Here is a 21446-nt window from a genome sequence, read left to right on the forward strand (position 1 = left end):
CGCGGCGACCTAAACTGCCTCTGTCAAATTGCCAAGCAGGAGAAACATGCGCACACCCGATCAGCTGACTCAGTTCGGCGCCGCCAGCTTGCCGGGACTGCTCGGCATCGTGATCTTGCAGGCCAGCCCTGAGGAGATTTATGCCGAGTTGCCGGTACGGCCCGGCGTGATGGCGCCGAACGGCTATTTGCATGCCGGCAGCATCGTGAGCCTGGCCGACACTTGCGCGGGCTATGGCTGCATTGCCAATTTACCGGCCGGTGCCAGCGGCTTCACGACGATTGAGTTGAAGTCCAACCACCTCGGCACGGCCCGCGACGGCGTGATTGAGTGCAAGGCCAGGCCGGTGCATCTAGGCCGCACAACCCAGGTCTGGGATGCCGTCGTCACTCACCGCGAGACCGGCAAGACGCTGGCATTGTTTCGCTGTACCCAGATGCTGCTGTATCCCAAGTGATTCGGCCGAGCGTACTTGCTCCGGCGGTTGCGTTCGATTTCTGGCGACGTGAATTTGCCCTTAGGATCATGGTCATGAAGGCGTCCAGACTTTTGCAAATCAGCCGGCCTTGGCTTTTGGCCTCGGGCCGTCGCTTGTGCCTGTTGATGTTTGCCTTGAGCGTTTCGCAGGCCCAATCGGCGCCGGCCCCGGTGTTTGTGATGGGGTCCAGTGCGGACGACACGAACTATGTTGCGCTGTGGCAGACCATGGTCCACAAGGAGGCGTTCAGGCGCATGCAAATTCCTTTGGCCTTCACCGTCGCGCCGCTCAAGCGCATCACCATGATGTCGGAGCAGGGCGCGATCGACGGTGAACCGGGTCGGGCTCCGGCCTATGGCTTGGCCCACCCGGAGATGCTGGTGGTCGACTTCCCGATGATGGAGGTGGTGTTCAGCATTTACGCGGCCCGGCCAAGGCCTGGCCTGAACCGCATCGAAGACCTGCGCGACAGTACGTTGAAGGGCGCTTATGCGCGCGGCGCACTCGGTTGTGAGCAGGTGCTGATGTCGCTGTTTCCGGCGACCCGGCTGACCTCAGTGACCTCGGGCAAGAATGGTCTCGCCATGCTCGCCATTGGCCACGCAGATTTTTATTGCGATGTCAGTTCGAGCATGATGAATGTGCTGAATTCGGCCGAGGGCCGAAAAGGCCCTCAACCCTATAAGCTGTTTGATCTGGGCCCCAAGGTGCCGCTGCGCCCCTATGTGCAGAAAAAGCATGCGGCCTTGGTGCCGATTTTTGTCGCCACCTTGAAGCAGATGAAAGAGGAAGGGCTGTTCGAGAAATATTGGCTCGAAGCCGAGAAGCAAACCATGGGCAACTGAGGTGATGACCCGTCTTCGCTCCTTGAGTCGCTGCTTGTGTAGCCTGTCCTTGGCCATGCTGCCGGTCTTGGCACCTGCGGCCGCGCCGGAGCCCGCCGCGCCCTTGATCATGGGGGCCAACGCCGACGATAGCAGCTTCATCGGCGGGTGGACCCGCAAAATCCATAGGGAAGCGTTTCGGCGCATGCAGGTGCCGATGGAGTTCACCCAGGCGCCGCTCAAACGCATCAGCTTGATGGCCGAGCAGGGCACCATCGACGGTGAACTCTCGCGCGCGCCGGCCTATGGTGCCGCGCACCCTGAAATGCTGCTGGTTGACGTGACGCTGATGGAGGCCAGCTTCAGCATTTACACGGCCAAGCCTATGCCCGCCGTCGGCCGCCTCGAAGACCTGCGCGATAAGGGCAATTTGCAGGGAGCTTACACGCGCGGTGTGCTCGGCTGCGAGAACGTGCTGCAGCCGATGTTTGCGCCGAATCGGCTGACGGCGGTGCCTTCGGCCAAGAACGGTTTGGCCATGCTTGCCATCGGTCATGCGGACTTTTTTTGCGACTCCAGCACGGGCATGTTGAATGCGTTGAAGGCGGATGGGGGTCGCAAGGGCTTGCAAGCGCACAAGCTGTTTGACCTGGGCCCCAAGGTGGCGCTGAGCCCCTATCTGCACAAGCGGCACGCGGCTTTGGTGCCTGTTTTTGCCGCCACCTTGAAACAGATGAAGGCCGAAGGCCTGTTCGAACGCTATTGGCTTGAAGTAGAAAAGCAGTCGAGCCCGCCTTGATGCCGGTTTCAGCGCATCGGGAACATGCGCTCGTCATCGAAGATCATGCTGTGGGTGGTGCGCAGCACGACGCCGTCCTTGAAGTGCACATTGAAGCGTTGGCGCTGGCCCATCGGCTCATCGGGCACGGTCCAGTCCCAAACGTCTTCGCCGCTGAATTTGAAGAAAACGCGGCTGCGCTCTTTGCCCAGCAGGCGGCTGACCTGATCGGGCGTCCAGCCCGGCTGAATGCGGGCGCGGACAGCCGGTTGCAGCGTGTCTTCAATGCCGATGACCTTGCCCTCGGCGTCGACCCGTATCATCAGCGCGCTCTTGCCCATGGGCTGCTGCGAGTATTCCAGCGTCTTGCCGCCCTTGCCGTCGAGATCGGGCCAGACCTGCACCGGCGGGCCATACTGAGCCAGCACGGCGCTGCTGCTCATGCCGGGGTTGACGCCGCGCGAGCTGGGTACGCCGACACAGCCGGCCAGACTTAGCGCCAGGGCGTAGGCAATTGCGCGGCTTGCCGGGCGAACTGAGAGGGACATGGTTGTTGTGCTCCTGAGGCTTTTCAGCTGACTCTGCGCATCGTCGTCGTGCCTATCTTCATGCCTTCGCGGTACTTGGCCACGGTGCGGCGTGCGACCTGTATGCCTTGCTCTTCCAGCATATCGGCCAGGGCGCTGTCGGATAGCGGCTTGGCCGGGTTCTCGGCGTCGATGAACTGCTTGATCAAGGCGCGCACGGCGGTGCTGGACGCATTGCCGCCGGCCTCGGTGTTGAGACCCGAACCGAAGAAATATTTCAGCTCGAAGGTGCCGAACAGGGTGGCCATGTATTTGGCCGTGGTGACGCGTGAAATCGTTGATTCATGCAGGCCCAGTTCATCGGCAATTTCTCGCAGCACCAGCGGTTTCATTGCCAAGGCGCCATGCGTGAAGAAGGCTTTTTGGCGTTCCACGATGGCCTGCGAGACGCGCAATATCGTCTCGAAGCGTTGCTGGATATTCTTGATGAACCAGCGCGCTTCTTGCAGCTGGCCTCCAAGCGGGCTGTTCGTTATGCCGCCGCGGGTCTGGCGCAGCGCGTTGGCATAAATCTCGTTGATGCGCAGCTTGGGCGCGACCTCGGGGTTGATGATGACGCGCAATTCCCGGCCGACCTTGCGCACGATCACATCCGGGATCACGGCCGCGGCCATGCCGCGCGCGAAGGCACGCCCCGGCTTGGGCTCCAGCGACACGATCAGCGCCTGCGCCTCGCGTAAAAGCTCGTCATCGGCGCCGGTCAAGGCCATCATTTTCTTGTAGTCGCGCCGAGCCAGCAGTTCCAGATGCTTCTGGCAAATCATGATGGCGATCATCTGCGGCGCGCTGCGCGGCAGGGCGCGCAATTGCAGCTCCAGGCATTCGGCCAGATCCTTGGCGCCGACGCCGGTCGGGGTCATGTTCTTAAGCCATTTCAGCGCGATGCGCAGATGGTCGAGCAGGTCTTCGCGCTCCTCTGCATCTTCGGCCAGCGCCGCGGCGATTTCGTCCAGGCTGTCTTCCAGATAGCCGTCTTCGCTCAGCGATTCGATCAGCACATGGAGGGCCATGCGGTCGCTGTCCGACAGACTCATGCCGGCCATTTGCTGCGTCAGATGCTCTTGCAGACTGATTTCGCCATTGGATTGGTCGCCATGCTCGCCGTCTTCGTCGCCGCTGTTGTTGGCGCTGCCGGGGCTGTTGGCGGGTTGTTCTCGGATGCCGTCAAAGTCATCGCGCTCGGTGCCGTTTTCCCAGTCCTCGCGCTCGGTGGCGCCGAAGTCGTCGGCCTGCAGCTCGGCCGTTGCCTCAGTGCCGCCGCCAAGTTCCACGTCGGCGCCGCTGTCCTCGGCGGCGGTGGTCTCGCTGACATTGCCGCGCATCTCGGTCAGCTCGGGAGTGGCCACGCTGTAGTCGTCTTCGGTCTCCAGCAGCGGGTTCTGCGCCAGCATCTGTTCGACTTCTTGATTCAGTTCCAGCGTCGACAACTGCAGCAGCCGAATGGATTGCTGTAACTGGGGCGTTAGCGAAAGGTGCTGGCTTTGCCGCAGCTGCAGAGAGGGCTTCATTGCGCTTGCGCCCAGTTACATGCGGAAGTTTTCGCCAAGATAGACCTTGCGCACGTCGGCGTTTTCAATGATCTCGGCCGGCGTGCCTTCGGCCAGCACCGAACCCTCGCTGATGATGTAGGCGCGGTCACAAATGCCCAAGGTCTCGCGCACATTGTGGTCGGTGATCAGCACGCCGATACCGCGCGCTTTCAGGAAGCCGATGATGCGCTGGATCTCCAGCACGGCGATCGGGTCAACGCCGGCAAAGGGCTCGTCCAAAAGAATGAAGCGTGGCTGGGTGGCCAAGGCGCGAGCGATTTCGACGCGCCGGCGCTCGCCGCCCGACAGGGCCGGCGCCGGGCTGTCGCGCAGTTTTTCGATGCTCAGATCGTGCAGCAGGCTCTCCAGCAACTCGTTGATGCGGGCGGGTGACAAGGCACGGCCGTCCGGCCCGACCTGCAACTCCAGCACCGCGCGGATGTTCTGTTCGGTCGTCAACTTGCGGAAGATCGAGGCCTCCTGCGGCAGGTAACTCAGGCCCAGCCTTGCGCGTTGATGGATGGGCAGATGCTGAACCTCCCGGCCGTCGATGCGGATCTGGCCGGCGTCGGCGCGCACCAGGCCGACGATCATGTAAAAGCTGGTGGTCTTGCCGGCGCCATTGGGGCCCAGCAGACCAACCACCTCGCCGCTATTGACTCCGACATGGACATTGGTGACGACACGGCGCACACCATAGCTCTTGGCCAAGCCCTCGGCCTCCAGACGGCTGCGCGGCCCTGCTTCCAGTGCCGGGATAGTTGCTGCCGCGCTCATAAAGGTTTGCGCGGCGGCAAGGTCACGCTGGGCTGCAGCGGCACGGCGGATGCCGCTTGGGGCGCAATTGCAGCCTCGGCCGCTGCCGCGCCGCGTGGCATCAGCACCACACGTACCCGGCCGCTGGGGTGGGGCGAAGTGGCGCCGCCTTCCGCGGTGAAAATTTCGCTGCGGTTGTCATAGACGATCACGGCGCCGGTGACCTCGTCGGCGACCTTATTGCCCTGGGTGCGGCGCACGACCGCATTGCCAAGAAAGCGCACCGAGTCGCTGCGGGTGTCGTACTCCAGTGCATCGGCAAAGCCTTCGATCGCTTCGCCGGGCACGTCGCGGGCCTGCCGAAAGCTGACCTGCTTGCCGGTTTTGCCGCTCGCGTTGGCCTGGTAATAGCCGTCGCCGGTCTCACGCAGGTCGATGCGCTCGGCGCGCAGCACCAGGCTGCCGCGACTCAGCACCACGTCGCCGAGGAACTCGGTTCTTTGATTGGCCACATCGACGCTGCCACCTTTTTGGGAGGCGATGTTCAGCGGCATCAGATGGTCGGCTTTTTCCGCTCGCGCCGGCGCGCCGGCCATTGCCAGCAGCCCTGCCAGCGCCAAGGCTGCGCCCGCCAGCTTTGGCAAGAAAACGGGCGTGTAGCGTTGGTGTTTGGGTAGGGGGATAGGCATCATCTGAGTGGCGGCACAATTCTTGCAAGTCATTCTAGCCGGGCCTTGCAAAGCCAGTCGGTCGTCGCGGGCCCCTGGCCTGCTCAGCCCTTGGTGCGCGCCAGTTTGATTAAATAGTCGGCCACGGCCAAGACTTGCGGCACGCCACCTGCTTTGCTGGGCGAGGTCAAAAAACGCCCCGCCACGCCTAGGGCCGGCACGCTGTCGGCGCGGTAGGCTTCGGCCAATTTGGTGGCTTGGCCCAGGCGGGTCTGAGCGCCGAAGGAGTTGAAGGCGGCGCCAAATTTGGCCCCGTCCAGGCCCTTGCTAACGGCCCAAGCGATGATGGCCTTGTCGCTGCTCAGATCCAGGTGTTCGACCTGGACCGCGCTGAAAACCTGCTCATGGATATCGCCCAAGCGGCCCATGCTCTCGAGCGCATAAAACAAGCGCTGGTGCAGCTTGTGCATCGCACCCACGCCGACATGGATGCGGCGCAGCTGCACATCCGGCGGCAAGGTCTTGCCCCAGGCGCTGAGTGCGGGATCAAAGGCCATGCAATGCGGGCAGGTGTAGAGAAAGAACTCGAAGATCTCGATCTTGCCGTCCGCGTTGGCGCTGGCCAGCGGCTGGGCGAGGCGCACAAACTGCTTGCCCTCGACCGGGCTGGCTTGACCGGCCGCCTGTGCGTGGCCGCTGCCGGGCACGCCGGCCGCAGCCAGGGCTACAAGGCTGGCGTTGAAACTGCGACGTTGAAGCTTCATCTGCTTAGGCCTTGTTGCGGGCCAGATTGATTAGATAGTCGGCCGCCGCAACCGCGCGCTGGCCATGCTGAACTTCGGTTTGCCCCTGCACGCCGGCCATCGCCGGCGAGGTCATGAACTTGCCGGCAATGCCCAAGGCCGGCACGCCGTCGATGCGATAGGCCTCCGACAGCTTGATGGCTTGGGCGCTCTTGGTCTGCACGCCAAAGGAGTTGAAGGCGGCGGTGAACTTGGCCATGTCCAAGCCCATGCGGGCCGCCAAGTCGAGGATGGACTTCTCATCGTCCAAATTGAGCCGTTCGACATGGAAGGCGCTGAACACGCGTGGGCGCAACTCCTCTTCCTTGCCCATCACCTCAAGCGCGAAGAACAGGCGCTGATGCAGTTTGATATTGGCGCGAAAGCCGACATGGACGCGGCGGAAGCTGACATCGGCCGGCAAGGCCTTGGACCAAGCCTCCACGACGGGTTCGAACGCAAAGCAATGCGGGCAGCCGTACCAAAAGAACTCGACCACTTCGATTTTGCCTGCAGGCACCGTCAGCGGCTGGGCCAGTCTCAAGAAGTTCTTGCCCTCGATCGGTCCACCCTGGGCAATAGCCACGCCAGGCAGGCTGCTGGCAAGCCCGGCCATGGCGCTCAGACCGAATACTGCGGAAAAATCGCGACGCTTCATCATCATGAAAATCCTCGGGCAAAAATATAAAGGGGGATGGTGGGCAGTGCCTGTGCGCGCCTGATCAGCGCTGCACACGCACCAGATTCGCTTCGATACCGGCGGCTTCGACCTTGCGCTGCATTTCTTCCGCTTCTTCGCGGTTCTCCAGCGGGCCAATGCGTACGCGCATCACCGTGCGGCCGGACTGCTCGCGCTCCAGCACTTTGGCGCTGAAGCCCAGCATGGCCAAGCGAGCACGCTGCTGTTCGGCATCTTCCGTCTTGACGAAGGCGCCGGCCTGCACGAAATACATGAAAGGATCGGCGGCGCCTGCCGCCGCTGCGGCGGTCTTGCTATCGGGCTTGCTGTCGGCCTTCTTTTCGGCGGCCTTCTCGCTTGGCTTTTCCGCAGATTTTTCGGCCGGCTTTTGAGTCGGCGCACTGGCTATTGCGGCAGGGGCGACGGGCACCGCCGCCGCAGGCTCGCTCGCAGTTGCTGGCGCGGTGACGGGCGTGATGGCAGGGGCAGCGCCCACCACACCGCTGGCGATCTTGGCGCCGGCCTTGCCTGCCAGCGGCGCATTCGGGTCCCAGTTCTTGTTGCGGGCGGCTTCCTCAACATCTTGCTCGGCGGTGCGCTGCGGCACCTTGTTGATGAAGGGAATCGGCACCTTGGCAATATAAAGGGCAACGCCCAGCGCGACACCCAGACCCAGCAGCACGCCGACGATCAGGCCCAGCACAAAGCCGCCGCGCTGTCCTTGCTTGTTGCTGCTACCGCTGCTTTGGCTCATGCAGTTTCCTCGCTCGCTTCTCGGCTCATGGTGGTGGGTGCGGTGACGCCCAGTACGTCCAGCGCATTGGCAATCACCTGGCGGGTGGCTGCCAGCAAGGCGGCGCGCGCTTGGCTCAATTCAGCCGTCTGGTCCAGCACCCGTTCGGCCGCATAGTAACTGTGATAACAAGCGGCGAGGTCGCGCAGATAGAAAGCCACATCATGCGGCGCCAGCGATTCGGCGGCACTCGTCAACATGCGCGGGTAATCGGCCAGCTTGAGCATCAGGGCGGCCTCGGTCGGCGCCGTCAGCAGGCTCAGGTCGGCTTGGGCCAGCGTCGCCCTGTCGTCGTTTCCGCCGCCACGTGCGACCCAGTTGCGAATCACCGAGCAGATCCGCGCATGGGCGTACTGCACATAGAAGACCGGGTTCTCGTCGTTCTGCTTCAGCGCCAGATCGACGTCGAAGGTGAACTCGGTGTCCGCCTTGCGGCCGATCAGGAAGAAGCGCACCGCGTCGCGGCTGGTCCAGTCGACCAGATCGCGCAGCGTCACATAACTGCCGGCCCGCTTGGAGATCTTGACCTCCTCGCCGCCCTTCATCACGGTGACCATCTTGTGCAGGATGTAGTCGGGGAAGCCCTGCGGGATACCGACATTGGCCGCTTGCAGGCCGCCGCGCACACGGGCGATGGTGCCGTGGTGGTCGGTGCCCTGGATGTTGATGCACTTGGTATAGCCGCGCTGGAACTTGTCGATGTGATAGGCGACGTCGGGCACGAAGTAGGTGTAACCGCCTTCCGATTTGCGCATCACGCGGTCTTTGTCGTCACCGTAGTCGGTGGTGCGCAGCCACAGCGCGCCGCCTTCCTCGAAGGTCTTGCCGCTGGCCATCAGCTTGGCGATGGTGTCATCGACGCGGCCGCTGCTGTAGAGGCCGGACTCGAGGAAGTAACTGTCGAATTTCAAACCGAAGGCCTGCAGGTCCAGGTCTTGCTCGTGGCGCAGGTAGGCGACGGCGAACTGACGGATGCTGTCCAGGTCTTCGATATCGCCCGAGGCGGTGAACTGGCGGTCATCCGCAACCACCGTCTGCTTGGCCAAGAAGGCGTCGGCGATGTCCTGGATGTAGTCGCCGTTGTAGGCGCTCTCCGGCCAGCCGGCGTCGCCGGGTTTCAGCCCCTTGAGGCGGCATTGGGTGGAGTTGGCCAGCGTGGCGATTTGCACGCCGGCGTCGTTGTAATAGAACTCGCGGGTGACCTGCGAGCCTTGCGTTTTGAACAGGCTGCACAGCGCGTCGCCCAGGGCGGCTTGGCGGGCGTGGCCGACATGCAGCGGGCCGGTCGGATTGGCCGAGACGAACTCGACCATCACATGGCGATCATTTTCGGGCTGCTGGCCGAAGCGCTCGCCGCCGTTCAGCACCTCGGCGACGACGGCCTGTTTGGCGGCGTCGGTCAGGCGGATATTGATGAAGCCGGGGCCGGCGATTTCCATGCTGGCCACCCAGCGCTGGAAGGCTGGTTTGGCGCTCAGCGCGTCGATCAAGGCCTGCGCCAATTCGCGCGGGTTCTTCTTCAGCGGCTTGGCCATCTGCATGGCAGCCGTGCAGGCGAAGTCGCCATGGCTGGCCTGCTTGGGCGATTCAAAGGCAGCCAGCAGCGCGGAGCCGGGGCTGAGTTCCTGGATGGCTTCGCCCAGGGCGGCGAGCAGTTCTTGCTTGGCTTGGATCATTCGGAGATTCTACGGGGCTCGGGCTCCCCTTATGATGGCCCACATGTCCTCGGAGCTGGATCTGCCTTTGGAACCCAATGTCGACTTGCCGGTCTATATCGGCAAGTACAAGGTGCTGCGCCGCTTGGGCGAGGGCGCCACCAGCGATGTGTTCCTGGCCTTCGACGAGTTCCGCAAGGTCGAGGTCGCGATCAAGCGCATGCGGTTTTGGGCCACGCAAAGCCGTGCCGGACAGCAGGGCGATTACAGCTTTCACTTCTACGCCGCCGAGGCCGCGCTGGCCGGGCGGCTGCAGCATCCCAATGTGGTGCAAATCCTCGATGCGGTGCCCGAGCAAGACGCGCCCTATCTGGTGATGGAGTTCGTGCCCGGCGTGACGCTGAAGCATTTTTGCCGCAGCGACCGGCTCTTGCCCTTGGACCAGATCGTCGAGCTGGGCTTCAAATGCGCGATGGCGCTGAGCTATGTGTTTCGCCAGGGTCTGATTCACCGCGACGTCAAACCGGCCAATTTGCTGGCGGTGCTGGACGCGCAGGGCCAGGTCACCGATGTCAAGGTCAGTGATTTCGGCAGCGCGCTGAACCTGCATTCCGACTCGACCCAGGTGCACCGGGTCGGCTCCTTGGCCTATATGCCGCCGGAGCAGATCGAGGGCGGCGATGTCGATTGCCGCGCCGACATCTATGCGCTCGGCGCCGTGCTTTACCACCTGGTGGCCGGCCGCCCGCCCTTTGATGCGCCGAGCCAGATGGCCTTGATGCATCAGATCTACCACCAGGCGCCGCCCTCGCTGGTCGGGCTGCGTGGCGGCGTCACGGCCGAACTCGATGCGGTGATTCTGAAGGCGCTGTCCAAGCACCCCGAGGCCCGCTATGCCGATTGGGAAGCCTTTGGCCGCGCCTTGTCCGAGCTGGTCTCCAAGCAGTTGGTGCCGCTGGCCCGCCTTTATGAGGTGAAGGATTCCGAGCGCTTCAATATGCTGCGCGAGCTGGAGTTTTTTGCCGATTTTGGCGATGTGGAGCTGTGGGAAGTGGTGCACCGCGGCCGCTGGCGGCGCTTTCCGCCCGAGCATGCGCTTTACAAGCGTGGCCAGGAGGGCAATACCTTTCACATCATTGCGCAGGGCGCGGTCGAGGTGTTTCGAGATGGCAACAAGGTCGCCACGCTGGGTCAGGGCACCTCGGTCGGCGAGATGGCCTATCTGGCGCCTAACCCCGACCTGCGTCGGCACAGCACCGATGTGTTGGTGAGTGAAATCTGCACGACGATCTCCTTCACGCCCGAATCGCTGGGGATGTTGAGTCCGGAATGCCAGCATCGCTTTGACCGGGGTTTTATTCAAGTCTTGGTGCGGCGCCTGCACGCGGCACATGAATCGATGGCGCATCCGCGCCGCATCATGTAAACCCGTCTTGAGTCTGTCGCGTTGACGTGTTTGAATTCGCTTGAAGCCGATTTCCTATTCACCCCAACCAGAAAGATCTCAGATGAAGAAACTGATTAGCTTTGCAGCCTTGGCCGCGCTTGCTTTCGCTGGCATCGCGCATGCGGCCGACGCCACTTGCGATGCCCAAGCCACCGAGAAAAAGCTGGCTGGCGCCGCCAAGACCAGTTTCTTGAAGAAGTGCAATGCCGACCACCCCGCCGCCGCTAACCCGGCTTGCGACGCCAAGGCGGCCGAGAAGAAACTGCATGGCGCGGCCAAGACCAGCTTCATGAAGAAATGCGCGGCCGATGGTGGGCCTGATGCTGCAGTTGCCGCAGCTCCGGCGGCCGATGCCGCCGCCGCATGCGCCGCCAAATCGGCCGAGAAGAAGCTGGCCGGCGCGGCCAAGACCAGCTTCGAGAAGAAATGTGTGGCCGACGCGGCCACCAAGTAAATCTTGGCTTAAACGATACCCAAGCCGCGGGCCAACATCACGCCGGCTGCAGGTATCAACAAGAGCAGGTGCGCGGTTCGCATGATTTGCGCCCGCACCGCCTTGATTTCGGCCTCGACCGGCAAGGTGCCCTGCTGGTTCAGCTGGCCCAGCCAGCGCCTGAAGGCCAGGCTGGGCTTGACCGACAGCAACAAGATCAGCAGCATCAGCCCCAGCTTGGCCCACCAAAGCGGCTGGCCGGCATACCAGGCGGCGCTCTTGAGGCCCCAGGTCGTGCGCGCCAGGCCGCTGGCCAAGACCAACGCGCCGGCCGTCAGGTAAATTTTGTCCAGCGTTACCAAGCGCCGCACGACGGCCGCATTGAGCCATTCGACTCGGCAAAGCGCCGCCTGGCTGCTGATGAAAACCACCAGGCTCAGTATGGCGGCGATGTGGAGATAGGCCAACAAGGCTTCTAGATTCATGGGCATCATGGGCGCCAATAGGCGTCGCGACCGTAGTTCAGTTTCAAAAAGTCTATCCACAAGCGCACTCGCAGCGGCAGATGCTTGCGCTGCTGGATCAGCACAAAGATGCCGTTAGGTGGCGCGGCGAATGCGTCCAGCACGGCGACCAGTCGACCGGCCTGTATGTCGGCCTCGACCTCCCAGGTGCTGCGCCAAGCCAGGCCCAGCCCGGCCAGACACCAGTCGTGCAAGACCTGGCCGTCGCTGCAGTCCAGGCGGCCGGCGGGGCGGGCGAAGATCACTTCGCCGTCGACGAGGAAGGCCCAGCCGCGTGTCTGGCTGGCGTCGGAGCTGAGTGTGAGGCAGCTGTGGCGCGCCAACTCGGCAGGATGCAGCGGCGTGCCCGCCCGCTTCAAATAAGCGGGCGTGGCGACGCAGAGGCGGCGGTTGTCGGCGAGGCGTACGCTGACCAGGCTGGAATCCGGCAGGTCGCCGACGCGCACCGCGCAATCAAAACCCTCGCCGCTGATGTCGACCACGCGGTCGCTCAGGTTCAAGGAAATGCTGACATCCGGGTGCTCGGCCAGGAATTCCGGTACCAAGGGTGCCACATGGCGGCGCCCGAAGCCGGCCGGGGCGGTGATGCGCAAATGGCCGCTGGCCTTGACGCCTCCGGCGCTGACGCTGGCCTCGGCGTTGTTGAAGTCGACCAGCAGGCGCTGGCAATCTTCCAGAAATGCGCTGCCCTCATGCGTCAGGCTGATGCGCCTGGTGGTGCGCAGCAAGAGCTTGACGCCCAGGCGTGACTCCAGCGCGTCGATGCGCCGCCCCATCACCGCCGGGGCCACACCTTCGATCAGGGCGGCGGCGGTCAGGCTGCCGCGGGTGGCGACCGAGACAAAGGATTCAATCTGCTTGAGGCGGTCCATAGGCGCTGATTGTGCTGCCGTGTCGAGCTAAAAAATCCATATGTCGCCTGATTTGTGCAAATTAATCAGGTATTCATTGCGTCTGAGGCGATGAATGCGGGGCTGGTTTTCGCATAAATTCAGCTCATTCCTTTTTTACCTGGGCAACACATCATGACCGCACGCACCCCTATTCACGGTTTGCAAGTCGCCACCGAGCTCTATCGCTTTATTGAAGAGCGGGTTTTGCCGGGCACCGGCGTAGCCAGTGCCGCCTTCTGGGCCGGTTTTGATGCCATCGTCGGCGACTTGGCGCCCAAGAACATTGCCCTTTTGGCCGAACGCGACCGATTGCAGACCGAGATGGACGCTTGGCACCGCGCCCACCCCGGCCCGATCACCGACATGCCCGCCTATCGCGCCCACCTGGAGCAGATCGGCTATCTGGTGCCCGCGCCCGGCGCGGTTCAGATCAGCACCGCCAACGTGGACGCGGAGCTGGCGCTGCAGGCCGGCCCGCAGTTGGTGGTGCCCATCCTGAACGCCCGCTACGCCTTGAACGCCGCCAACGCACGCTGGGGTTCTCTGTACGACGCGCTCTACGGCACCGACGTCATCCCTGAAACCGATGGCGCCGAAAAGGCGGGCCGCTACAACCCGGTGCGCGGCGCCAAGGTGATCGCCTTTGCCCGCCAAGTGCTGGATCAGGCCGCCCCTCTGGCGAATGGCTCGCACAAGGAGGCTAGCGGCTACCGCGTCGAGTCGGGGCACTTGGTCGTGGCCCAAGGTAGCGCCGTCACAGGCCTCGCCGACGCCACGCAGTTCATTGGCTACCAAGGCGAGGCCAGCGCGCCGACTTCGGTGCTCTTGCGCCACAACGGCCTGCATCTGGACATTCAACTCGACCGCTCGACGGCGATTGGCCAGAGCGATGCCGCCGGCGTCAGCGATCTGGTCATGGAAGCGGCGCTGTCGACCATTCTTGATCTGGAAGACTCGGTCGCGGTCGTTGACGCCGAGGACAAGGTTTTGGCCTATGGCAATTGGCTGGGCATTTTGAAAGGCACGCTGACGGAAGAAGTCAGCAAGGGCGGCAAGAGTTTCTCGCGCAGTCTGAACCCCGACCGCGTCTACATCGGCGCGGCGGGCGGCGAGGTCAAACTGCATGGCCGCTCCTTGATGTTTGTGCGCAATGTCGGCCACCTGATGACCAATCCGGCCATCTTGTATGGCGAGGGCCTGGAAATCCCCGAAGGCATCATGGACGCCGTCATCACGACGACGATCGCTATCCATGACTTGCAGCGCAAGGGCAACTCACGTACCGGCTCGGTCTATATCGTCAAGCCCAAGATGCATGGTCCGGCCGAAGTTGCCTTCGCGTCCGAAATCTTCGGCCGCGTCGAAGCCATGCTGGGCCTGCCGGAAAACACCGTCAAGCTCGGCATCATGGACGAAGAGCGCCGCACCAGCGTCAATCTGAAGGCCTGTATTGCGGCGGCGGCGAATCGAGTTGCCTTCATCAACACCGGTTTCCTCGACCGCACCGGCGACGAGATGCACACCGCGATGCAGGCCGGCGCCATGTTCCGCAAAGGCGATATGAAGACCAGCGCCTGGATTGCAGCCTACGAGCGCAGCAATGTGCTGACCGGTCTCTCCTGCGGCTTGAGAGGCCGAGCCCAGATCGGCAAGGGCATGTGGGCGATGCCGGATCTGATGGCGGCGATGCTGGAGCAGAAGATTGCGCACCCCAAGGCCGGCGCCAATACCGCCTGGGTGCCGTCGCCGACTGCGGCGACCTTGCACGCGCTGCACTATCACCAGGTCAATGTGGCGGCGGTCCAAAAGGAGTTGGAGTTGATCGACGCCGATGCCGAACGCGATGGAATTCTGGATAAATTGCTGCAAATTCCGGTGGTCGCACAAGCGAACTGGACCGCAGCCGAGATCCAGCAGGAGTTGGACAACAACGCGCAAGGCATCTTGGGTTATGTGGTGCGCTGGGTTGATCAGGGGGTTGGTTGCTCCAAGGTGCCCGATATTCACAATATCGGCCTGATGGAAGACCGGGCCACGCTGAGAATTTCCAGTCAGCACATTGCCAACTGGCTGCTGCATGGAGTTACGACCGCCGCGCAGGTGAATGAGACCTTTCAGCGCATGGCCGGCGTGGTCGATGGGCAGAACGCGGGCGACGCGCAATACAAGCCGATGGCCGGGCATTTCGAAACCTCGGCCGCCTACCAAGCGGCGCTGGACCTGGTCTTCAAGGGTTTGGAGCAGCCAAGCGGTTACACCGAGCCGCTGCTGCATGCTTGGCGCCTCAAAGTGAAAGCAGCTAGGGGTTGAGTTTTCGAATGAGGCCTGCTACGAGTTATGCATACAGCAAACAGCCCCCGGTTCGTGGGGGCTGTCGCATCTTTGTCACGGGGACATATCACCATGTCTTTTGTCATGGGAGGCGGTAAAGTTTTGTTACCAATAGCCGTTGTTCTGGTCGGACTTGCCCAAAGAAGGTGCGTCATCGGCGGCAGCGATTGTGACAAACCACTACCCCAAGGTTAATAAAGATGTTTTCTAAAACTCATAAAGTCAGTGCGGTTCGCATTGCCGTGATCGCAGCAATCGGCGCCATGACGATGTCGGCACAAGCCCAGACCGCTCAGCTCGAGCGTATTGAAGTGACCGGCTCCAGTATCAAGCGCATCGCCAGCGAAGGTTCGCTGCCGGTGCAAATCATCTCGGCCAAGGACATTGCTCGCACCGGCGCCACAACGGCTGCCGAAGTGTTGCAGAATTTGCCCGCGATGCAGGGTTTCCAGATCGCTGACGTGGCCGTGGGCTCCAACTCCGGCGGCACCACATTCGCCAACATCCACGACATCGGCCAGAGCTATACCCTGGTGTTGTTGAACGGCCGCCGCGTGGCCCCAACAGGCTCAGGCAGCACGGTCAATTTGCAAGGCATTCCAATGGCGGCGATTGACCGCATTGAAGTGTTGACGGACGGCGCTTCGGCCTTGTATGGCTCGGACGCGATTGCCGGCGTGGTGAACTTCGTGCTGAAGAAGAACCATCAAGGCGGCAATGTCACCGTCAACGGCAATGTGCCGCTGGAAGGTGGCGGCAAGTCCGGATTTGCAAGCCTGACCTACGGCTTTGGCGATATCGATAAGGACCGATTCAATGTCCTGGCATCGTATCGGCATGACGAACAAAAGCAGTTGGCCGCGACCGATCGCAAGTTCGGCAGCACCGCCTACATTCCGTTTGAGTACGGCGGCAGGAACTACGTCTACGACCGTACCAGCCCATCGGCCGTGCCGGCCAACGTGACGATCACGGCTAAGAATGGTGCGGATGGCAAACCGGCCTTCCCGGCTTACGCCTTCAATCCCTATGCCAAGGCAAACGGCGGCAAATGCGCCGATCGCAATTTCGCGAGCCTGACCAACGTGGTCGGAAAGCAAGAGATCTGCGGTTTCGACTATGCCAATACGATTGAAATCTACCCCGAGAGCAAGCGCGACTCCTTGTTCCTGACCGGGCAATTCAAGGTCAGCGACAAGCTGTCGTTCTACTCGGACGTGGTGCTGTCTCGTTTCGACTTGACCGCGCGCATTGCGGCCAACCCGGTGCCGGTGGCGATTCCGAGTTCGACCGATATTTTCAAGAAATGGGTGGCACCTTATCTGTCGCCTGTCCAAATGGCCAATTTGGCTTTGGAAACCGACAAGACCAGCCCTAACTTTGGCAAGCCACGGGTCACGGCCGGCTATCGCGCCCAGGATTTCGGCACGCGTGACTCGCAGTCCATCACCGACTCCAAGCACTTCGTTATCGGTGCAGACGCCGAGTTGGCCGGCTGGATCATGAACGGTGGCTATACCTGGTCGCAAAATGCCATCGACGAGAAGTATGTCGGCGGCTACTTCAAGAAGGCCGAGTTCCTCAGCATGGTTCAAAAGAACCAGTTTGACCCCTTCGCAGAAGCGGGCAAGCAGACGCCTGAAACGCTGAAGCTGATGGCCGACTCGATCTACCACGGCACCGTCCGCAAGGCCGAGTCCAATTTGATGGGCTTTGACTTCCGCGCTTCGCGCGAACTGTTCAAGTTGCCTGCCGGTGATTTGAGCCTGGGTCTGGGTGCAGACATCCGCGAGCAGCAGTACAAGAACACGCCCTCGGCCGATGCCGTCAATGGCGTGATCTACAACTTCTCGGCGCCAAACCAGTTCGACATGAAGCGCAAGTCGGGTGGTGTGTTTGGTGAGCTCTTGATCCCCGTGATCAAGAACATGGAGCTGACCGCCGCGCTGCGCTATGACTCGATCAAGTCCACCAACAACGTGTTGGAAGGCAAGACCGTCGGCGAGGATCTGAGCGCCACGACTTACAAGATCTCGGGCAAATACCAGATCGTGCCTCAAGTGCTGGTGCGTGGCTCTTACGGTACCGGCTTCAAGGCACCAGACATGTTGACCTTGGGCGCGCCGTTGCTTCCTAACGGTGTGACCGCTGCGAGCTATGACTGCCCTTTCAAAGACACCTCGCCTTGCCAGCCGACCAAGCGTCAGTACACCCAGCTGGCCGGTGGTAATGCCTTGATCAAGCCCGAGAAGTCGGAGCAAATGGCCTTCGGCATCCGCTTCGAACCTAACGCTTCGTTCGGCATCGGCGCTGACTACTACAACGTCTACATCACCGATGCGATCAGCGGCGTGTCGGCCTCGCAAGCCTTTGCGGAACCGGTCAAATTCAGCAGCCTGTTCACCACCTTCCAGCAACCGGCCGAAGACAAGCCTTACTACGCGTTCAAGAGCGTCTCGACCAATATCGGCCGCTCCAAGAATAGCGGTATCGATTGGGACATCGTTGGTCGTGTGAACCTCGAAAGCCTGGGTCGTTTGACCATGGGCTTGGCCGGCACGTATGTGATCGAGTCTTCGTACACCTTGCCGGGTACAAACGATCAGTACACCAACAGCCTGGGTCACTACAACGACGTCAGCGCTTCGGTGACGTTCCGCAACAAGGTCGTCGCGACGGCAACTTTGGACAGCGGCGCATTTACGAACTCCTTCACCTTGAACTGGAAGTCGGGTTACACGGACAAGGAAGCGCCCGTGCGTGATGTCGCCACCAATAAGCTGACGACCGTCGCGATGGAAGTGCCGCGCTCGTCGACCCTCGACTGGCAAGGTATTTATCGCTACAACAAGGTTGCCACCTTGACGGTTGGCGTTAGGAACTTGTTCAACAAGGCGCCTGAGTTCTCGCTGCGTGACTCGTCGGGTCACCAAGTTGGCTACGACCCACGTTATGGCGACACGCTGCAGCGTCGCGTTTACGTGACCGGCGGCTACAACTTCTAAGAAGTTGCCGAAGTTTGGGTGAATCAAAAAGGGGCTTCGGCCCCTTTTTTTATGCTTGATCGAAGTCGGCCTGGGGTTTGCTCGCATAGCGCCCAAAAGTTTGACTCCTACACGAGCTTTTGCCGATTTTTGAGGGCCTGTCTCGCTCAGCCAACAGGGGTTCTCCCCGGCGAGGATTCTTGCAAAGCCGCCTTAGACTCGCGCCTTCTTTGATTAGCTATGGCTCACTCCGTCCACTCGGCGGTGGCGAACCGATGGCTAAAGCTTGGTCACCCACCAAATCACCCCAGGAGTTTTATCTTGTTGAAGCAACCCAAGGTCAGTGCCATCGGCGCGGCCGTATTTATCGCCATCGGCACATTCGCCGCTGCAGCCCAAGCTCAGACCGCTGCCCCGCAGCAGATCGAGCGCGTTGAAGTCACCGGCTCACGGATTCTGTCCGTCAACGCCGTGTCTTCGGCCCCAATTCAGGTCATGACCTCGGCCGATATCGCCGCGTCCGGCGTGACCAATTTGCAAGAGCTGCTGACCAAGAGCCCCTTGTTCGTGGCCGGCAATAGCCGCACCAACTCCAATTTCCAGACCTCCGGCGCTGGCGTTTCCACCATCGACCTGCGTGGTATGGGTACCCAGCGTACGCTGGTGCTGGTGAACGGCCGTCGTTTTGTGTCGGGCGTGCCCGGCTCTTCCGACGTTGACCTGAACACCATCCCAACCGACTTCATTGAACGCGTTGAAACGCTGACCGGCGGCTCTTCGGCCACCTACGGCTCTGATGCGATCTCAGGCGTGATCAATATCGTGCTGAAGAAGGGCTTTGAGGGCTTGACCGTCAATGCTCAAACCGGCCGCACCACCGAAGGCGACGGTACCAAGCAAATCTTGAGCGGCACCATGGGCGCCAACCTTGCTAACGGCAAGGGTAATGTGATGATTCATGGCGCCTACACCAAGGAAGGCGCTGTCTATGCGCGCGACCGCGGTTGGGCCACGGACGAAATCTCGACCGGCGCTGGTGTGACCGGTGAAGCGGCTGATTTGTTCGCGGTCACCGCACCCTTCTTCTCCAGCTTCGCTCCGCAAGGCCGCTTCTTCTATAAAGACGCAGCCGGTGCCAACAAGAACTACACCTATGACGCTGCTGGTAAGGAGATCCCCTTCTCGACCAATGGCCCTGCCGGTGACGGCGTGGGTGCTACCGGCTTTAACCGCCAGGCATACCGTGCGATCGCTGTGCCAACCGACCGCTTCCTGTTGGCCGCCAAGGGTGACTATGCGTTGAGCGACGAGCACACCGCCTTCTTCGAAGGCACTTATGCCGCGACCAAGACTCGCTCCAATATCGAGCCCTATCCGCTGGATTCGATCAACATCAACAAGGCTTCGGGCGGCTTGATCCCGGCCGAGTTCATGGTGGGTGGCGTGAAGATGCGCAACCCGATGGTGCCGGACTATTTGTACTCGCGTGCGACCGACCGTGACGGTGACGGCCTGAAGGACTACAACTTCACCCGCCGTATGTCGGACTTCGGCGGCCGCACCTCCGGCGCCGAGCGTGACACCTTCCGCGCCTTGGCTGGTCTGAAGGGTGATTTGACCAAGTCTTGGTCTTATGAAGCCTTCGCATCCTATGGCTTCACCAAGGAAGGCCAGACCGGTTCCGGCCAGGTCAATGTCTTGAACTTCCGCAATGCGCTGGAAGCCGTGCCCGACGTCAATGACGTCAACGGCAACGGCAACCGCACGGAAGCCATCTGTATGGATGCCAATGCCCGCGCTCAAGGTTGCGTGCCGGCCAATATCTTTGGCGCCAACACGCTGAGCCCTGCTGCCGTCAAGTACATCAATGCGCCAAGCTCGATGAACACCAAGATCACCCAAAAGGTGGTCGGTGCTTCGGTTTCGGGTGAGGCCTTTGAATTGCCGGCCGGCCCGCTCGGCGTTGCTGCCGGCGCCGAATGGCGTGAAGAGTCTTCCGACCAGACTTTTGACGCGCTGACGCAAGCCGGCCTGAACGCCGGCAATGCCTTGCCTAACACAGCCGGTAAGTTTGACGTTTCGGAAGCCTTCGTCGAAGTCAAGGCCCCGCTGCTGAAGAATCTGCCTTTGGTCAAGAGCTTGGACGCCAGCGCCGCGGTGCGCGTGGGCAAGTACTCGTCGGTCGGCAATGTCACCAGCTGGACCGGTGGCCTGGATTGGGCCGTGAACTCGATGTTCCGCGTGCGGGCCAATACTGCGTCTTCGACTCGCGCGCCGACAGTCGGTGAGTTGTTTGCCGCACCGGCGCAGACCTTCCCTTCGGGCATCTCTGATCCTTGCGCAGGCACGACTTTGACTGGCACCAGCGCGAAAGATGTTGCCTGCCGTGCTAACGCCGGTGTGGCCGCCAATATGGCCGCCAACGGAGGCAAGTTCACGCTGAATCAAGCTGACAAGCAAGGCATGAGTGGTTACGACAGCGGCAACCCTAATCTGAAGGCAGAAAAGGGCCAGTCGACTACGCTTGGTTTTGTCATCACGCCAAAAGACATCGCGGTGCTGAAGAACGTCGCCATCACGGTTGACTACTTCGACATCAAGGTCACCGATGCGATCGGTTCGCCCGGCCGTACCTTTACGCTGAACCAGTGCTATGGCGGTGGTGATCAAAGCTATTGCAAGTTCGTCGTTCGCCGTCAAGCCAATGCAGGCTCGAACAGCGCCGGTTCCTTGGAATACGTCAATCAGACCCAGGAGAACTCTGGTGGCCTGGGTACCCGTGGTATCGATTTGACAACCGCCTACGCCGAAAACTTCGGACCGGGCCGCCTTGATGCGCGTTTGGCTTACACCTACTTGATCCGTGGTTACTACGTGCCGCGCCCAGGCGCCGACATCGATTACAGCACCGCCGAAGTGGGCTCGGCTCGCAATAAGTGGGCCTTCAATCTGGGCTACACCTGGGGCAATTTTGGTGTCAAGACGACGACCAGCTTCATCGGCGAGTCCAGGCTGGATGACCAGTTCATGGCGGACTTCCCGGATGCAACGCCGGATCAGTCGAAGATCTCCTCCAAGACCTACTTCGATCTGCAAGGCACCTACACGATGAAGAAGATGCAGGTTTACCTGGGTGTGGACAATCTGTTCAACACCAAGCCACCGTCGATCCCAAGTGGCGTGACGGGCAACACCACCGGTACGCGTACGAATGCCACCACCTATGACGTGCTGGGTTCGCGTTACTACGTGGGTCTGCGCTTCACGATGTAAGTTCCTAAGGGCATTGAGTCGCCTTCGCTGAA

Annotated in this window: 18 protein-coding genes; 8 read left to right on the forward strand and 10 right to left on the reverse strand. The window is 61.5% G+C overall.

Going from position 1 to position 21446, the window contains the following annotated elements; translation table 11 throughout:
* Window positions 1-46 precede the first annotated feature (46 nt).
* From LNV07_RS19450 to LNV07_RS19460, 3 genes are all read left to right on the forward strand, one after another.
* Window positions 47-457 (forward strand): PaaI family thioesterase, encoded by a 411-nt coding sequence (locus LNV07_RS19450; protein ID WP_263572844.1) that lies wholly within the window; start codon window positions 47-49, stop codon window positions 455-457.
* A gap of 74 nt (window positions 458-531) precedes the next feature.
* Window positions 532-1323, forward strand: coding sequence for a type 2 periplasmic-binding domain-containing protein (locus LNV07_RS19455; RefSeq protein WP_263572845.1), 792 nt, complete (start codon window positions 532-534; stop codon window positions 1321-1323).
* Window positions 1324-1327: 4 nt separating this feature from the next.
* The gene (locus LNV07_RS19460; RefSeq protein ID WP_263572846.1) at window positions 1328-2101 is read left to right on the forward strand and encodes a substrate-binding periplasmic protein; all 774 of its coding nucleotides are present in this window, start codon (window positions 1328-1330) and stop codon (window positions 2099-2101) included.
* A gap of 8 nt (window positions 2102-2109) precedes the next feature.
* Here the strand turns inward: LNV07_RS19460 and LNV07_RS19465 are convergent, their stop codons facing one another.
* From LNV07_RS19465 to argS, 8 genes are all read right to left on the reverse strand, one after another.
* A complete protein-coding gene (locus tag LNV07_RS19465; protein WP_263572847.1) occupies window positions 2110-2628 on the reverse strand; it encodes an outer membrane protein assembly factor BamE in 519 nt (172 codons plus the stop codon).
* A gap of 23 nt (window positions 2629-2651) precedes the next feature.
* Entirely contained in the window at window positions 2652-4175 is a 1524-nt protein-coding gene (locus tag LNV07_RS19470; RefSeq protein ID WP_263572848.1) for an RNA polymerase factor sigma-54, read from the reverse strand.
* Window positions 4176-4190: 15 nt separating this feature from the next.
* Window positions 4191-4973, reverse strand: coding sequence for an LPS export ABC transporter ATP-binding protein (lptB, locus tag LNV07_RS19475; protein ID WP_263572849.1), 783 nt, complete (start codon window positions 4971-4973; stop codon window positions 4191-4193).
* Window positions 4970-5644: a lipopolysaccharide transport periplasmic protein LptA gene (gene lptA, locus LNV07_RS19480; RefSeq protein WP_263572850.1), complete on the reverse strand. Its 675-nt coding sequence runs from the start codon at window positions 5642-5644 to the stop codon at window positions 4970-4972. The genes lptB and lptA overlap by 4 nt, the downstream gene beginning before the upstream one ends.
* A gap of 80 nt (window positions 5645-5724) precedes the next feature.
* Window positions 5725-6384: a thiol:disulfide interchange protein DsbA/DsbL gene (locus LNV07_RS19485; protein ID WP_263572851.1), complete on the reverse strand. Its 660-nt coding sequence runs from the start codon at window positions 6382-6384 to the stop codon at window positions 5725-5727.
* Window positions 6385-6388: 4 nt separating this feature from the next.
* Complete coding sequence (locus tag LNV07_RS19490) at window positions 6389-7063, reverse strand: thiol:disulfide interchange protein DsbA/DsbL (protein WP_318013762.1); 675 nt, start codon at window positions 7061-7063, stop codon at window positions 6389-6391.
* A gap of 61 nt (window positions 7064-7124) precedes the next feature.
* On the reverse strand, window positions 7125-7835 hold the full coding sequence (locus tag LNV07_RS19495; protein WP_263572852.1) for an SPOR domain-containing protein: 711 nt from the start codon (window positions 7833-7835) through the stop codon (window positions 7125-7127).
* Window positions 7832-9550: an arginine--tRNA ligase gene (gene argS, locus LNV07_RS19500; RefSeq protein WP_263572853.1), complete on the reverse strand. Its 1719-nt coding sequence runs from the start codon at window positions 9548-9550 to the stop codon at window positions 7832-7834. Before argS ends, LNV07_RS19495 begins: the two co-directional genes overlap by 4 nt.
* Window positions 9551-9593: 43 nt before the next feature.
* Between argS and LNV07_RS19505 the strand changes: the two genes are divergently transcribed.
* Entirely contained in the window at window positions 9594-10955 is a 1362-nt protein-coding gene (locus LNV07_RS19505) for a serine/threonine-protein kinase (RefSeq protein ID WP_263572854.1), read from the forward strand.
* A gap of 82 nt (window positions 10956-11037) precedes the next feature.
* Window positions 11038-11430, forward strand: a complete 393-nt coding sequence (locus LNV07_RS25475) for a PsiF family protein (RefSeq protein WP_318013763.1) — start codon at window positions 11038-11040, stop codon at window positions 11428-11430.
* An 8-nt stretch (window positions 11431-11438) separates the two neighbouring features.
* Here the strand turns inward: LNV07_RS25475 and LNV07_RS19515 are convergent, their stop codons facing one another.
* Together LNV07_RS19515 and LNV07_RS19520 are read right to left on the reverse strand one after the other, a co-directional pair.
* Complete coding sequence (locus LNV07_RS19515) at window positions 11439-11894, reverse strand: DUF2214 family protein (RefSeq protein WP_263573118.1); 456 nt, start codon at window positions 11892-11894, stop codon at window positions 11439-11441.
* Window positions 11895-11899: 5 nt separating this feature from the next.
* Window positions 11900-12805: a LysR family transcriptional regulator gene (locus tag LNV07_RS19520; protein ID WP_263572855.1), complete on the reverse strand. Its 906-nt coding sequence runs from the start codon at window positions 12803-12805 to the stop codon at window positions 11900-11902.
* A 153-nt stretch (window positions 12806-12958) separates the two neighbouring features.
* On the opposite strand from LNV07_RS19520, the gene LNV07_RS19525 reads away from it, so the two are divergent.
* The 3 genes from LNV07_RS19525 to LNV07_RS19535 all read left to right on the forward strand — a co-directional run bounded on the left by LNV07_RS19525 (window position 12959) and on the right by LNV07_RS19535 (window position 21414).
* Entirely contained in the window at window positions 12959-15136 is a 2178-nt protein-coding gene (locus LNV07_RS19525) for a malate synthase G (RefSeq protein WP_263572856.1), read from the forward strand.
* A gap of 221 nt (window positions 15137-15357) precedes the next feature.
* Window positions 15358-18162: a TonB-dependent receptor plug domain-containing protein gene (locus LNV07_RS19530; protein WP_263572857.1), complete on the forward strand. Its 2805-nt coding sequence runs from the start codon at window positions 15358-15360 to the stop codon at window positions 18160-18162.
* A gap of 300 nt (window positions 18163-18462) precedes the next feature.
* Window positions 18463-21414, forward strand: a complete 2952-nt coding sequence (locus LNV07_RS19535) for a TonB-dependent receptor domain-containing protein (protein ID WP_263572858.1) — start codon at window positions 18463-18465, stop codon at window positions 21412-21414.
* The last annotated feature ends 32 nt before the right edge of the window (window positions 21415-21446 follow it).

Source organism: Roseateles oligotrophus (assembly GCF_025717515.1).
GTDB classification, from domain to species: domain Bacteria; phylum Pseudomonadota; class Gammaproteobacteria; order Burkholderiales; family Burkholderiaceae_C; genus Paucibacter_A; species Paucibacter_A oligotrophus.

What these genes read in the sequence shown, in the direction of transcription:
- LNV07_RS19450 (WP_263572844.1), top strand. Translation starts at nt 47, where the DNA reads ATGCGCACACCCGATCAGCTGACTCAGTTCGGCGCCGCCAGCTTGCCG.
- LNV07_RS19455 (WP_263572845.1), top strand. Translation starts at nt 532, where the DNA reads ATGAAGGCGTCCAGACTTTTGCAAATCAGCCGGCCTTGGCTTTTGGCC.
- LNV07_RS19460 (WP_263572846.1), top strand. Translation starts at nt 1,328, where the DNA reads ATGACCCGTCTTCGCTCCTTGAGTCGCTGCTTGTGTAGCCTGTCCTTG.
- LNV07_RS19465 (WP_263572847.1), bottom strand. Translation starts at nt 2,628, where the DNA reads ATGTCCCTCTCAGTTCGCCCGGCAAGCCGCGCAATTGCCTACGCCCTG.
- LNV07_RS19470 (WP_263572848.1), bottom strand. Translation starts at nt 4,175, where the DNA reads ATGAAGCCCTCTCTGCAGCTGCGGCAAAGCCAGCACCTTTCGCTAACG.
- lptB (WP_263572849.1), bottom strand. Translation starts at nt 4,973, where the DNA reads ATGAGCGCGGCAGCAACTATCCCGGCACTGGAAGCAGGGCCGCGCAGC.
- lptA (WP_263572850.1), bottom strand. Translation starts at nt 5,644, where the DNA reads ATGATGCCTATCCCCCTACCCAAACACCAACGCTACACGCCCGTTTTC.
- LNV07_RS19485 (WP_263572851.1), bottom strand. Translation starts at nt 6,384, where the DNA reads ATGAAGCTTCAACGTCGCAGTTTCAACGCCAGCCTTGTAGCCCTGGCT.
- LNV07_RS19490 (WP_318013762.1), bottom strand. Translation starts at nt 7,063, where the DNA reads ATGATGAAGCGTCGCGATTTTTCCGCAGTATTCGGTCTGAGCGCCATG.
- LNV07_RS19495 (WP_263572852.1), bottom strand. Translation starts at nt 7,835, where the DNA reads ATGAGCCAAAGCAGCGGTAGCAGCAACAAGCAAGGACAGCGCGGCGGC.
- argS (WP_263572853.1), bottom strand. Translation starts at nt 9,550, where the DNA reads ATGATCCAAGCCAAGCAAGAACTGCTCGCCGCCCTGGGCGAAGCCATC.
- LNV07_RS19505 (WP_263572854.1), top strand. Translation starts at nt 9,594, where the DNA reads ATGTCCTCGGAGCTGGATCTGCCTTTGGAACCCAATGTCGACTTGCCG.
- LNV07_RS25475 (WP_318013763.1), top strand. Translation starts at nt 11,038, where the DNA reads ATGAAGAAACTGATTAGCTTTGCAGCCTTGGCCGCGCTTGCTTTCGCT.
- LNV07_RS19515 (WP_263573118.1), bottom strand. Translation starts at nt 11,894, where the DNA reads ATGAATCTAGAAGCCTTGTTGGCCTATCTCCACATCGCCGCCATACTG.
- LNV07_RS19520 (WP_263572855.1), bottom strand. Translation starts at nt 12,805, where the DNA reads ATGGACCGCCTCAAGCAGATTGAATCCTTTGTCTCGGTCGCCACCCGC.
- LNV07_RS19525 (WP_263572856.1), top strand. Translation starts at nt 12,959, where the DNA reads ATGACCGCACGCACCCCTATTCACGGTTTGCAAGTCGCCACCGAGCTC.
- LNV07_RS19530 (WP_263572857.1), top strand. Translation starts at nt 15,358, where the DNA reads ATGTTTTCTAAAACTCATAAAGTCAGTGCGGTTCGCATTGCCGTGATC.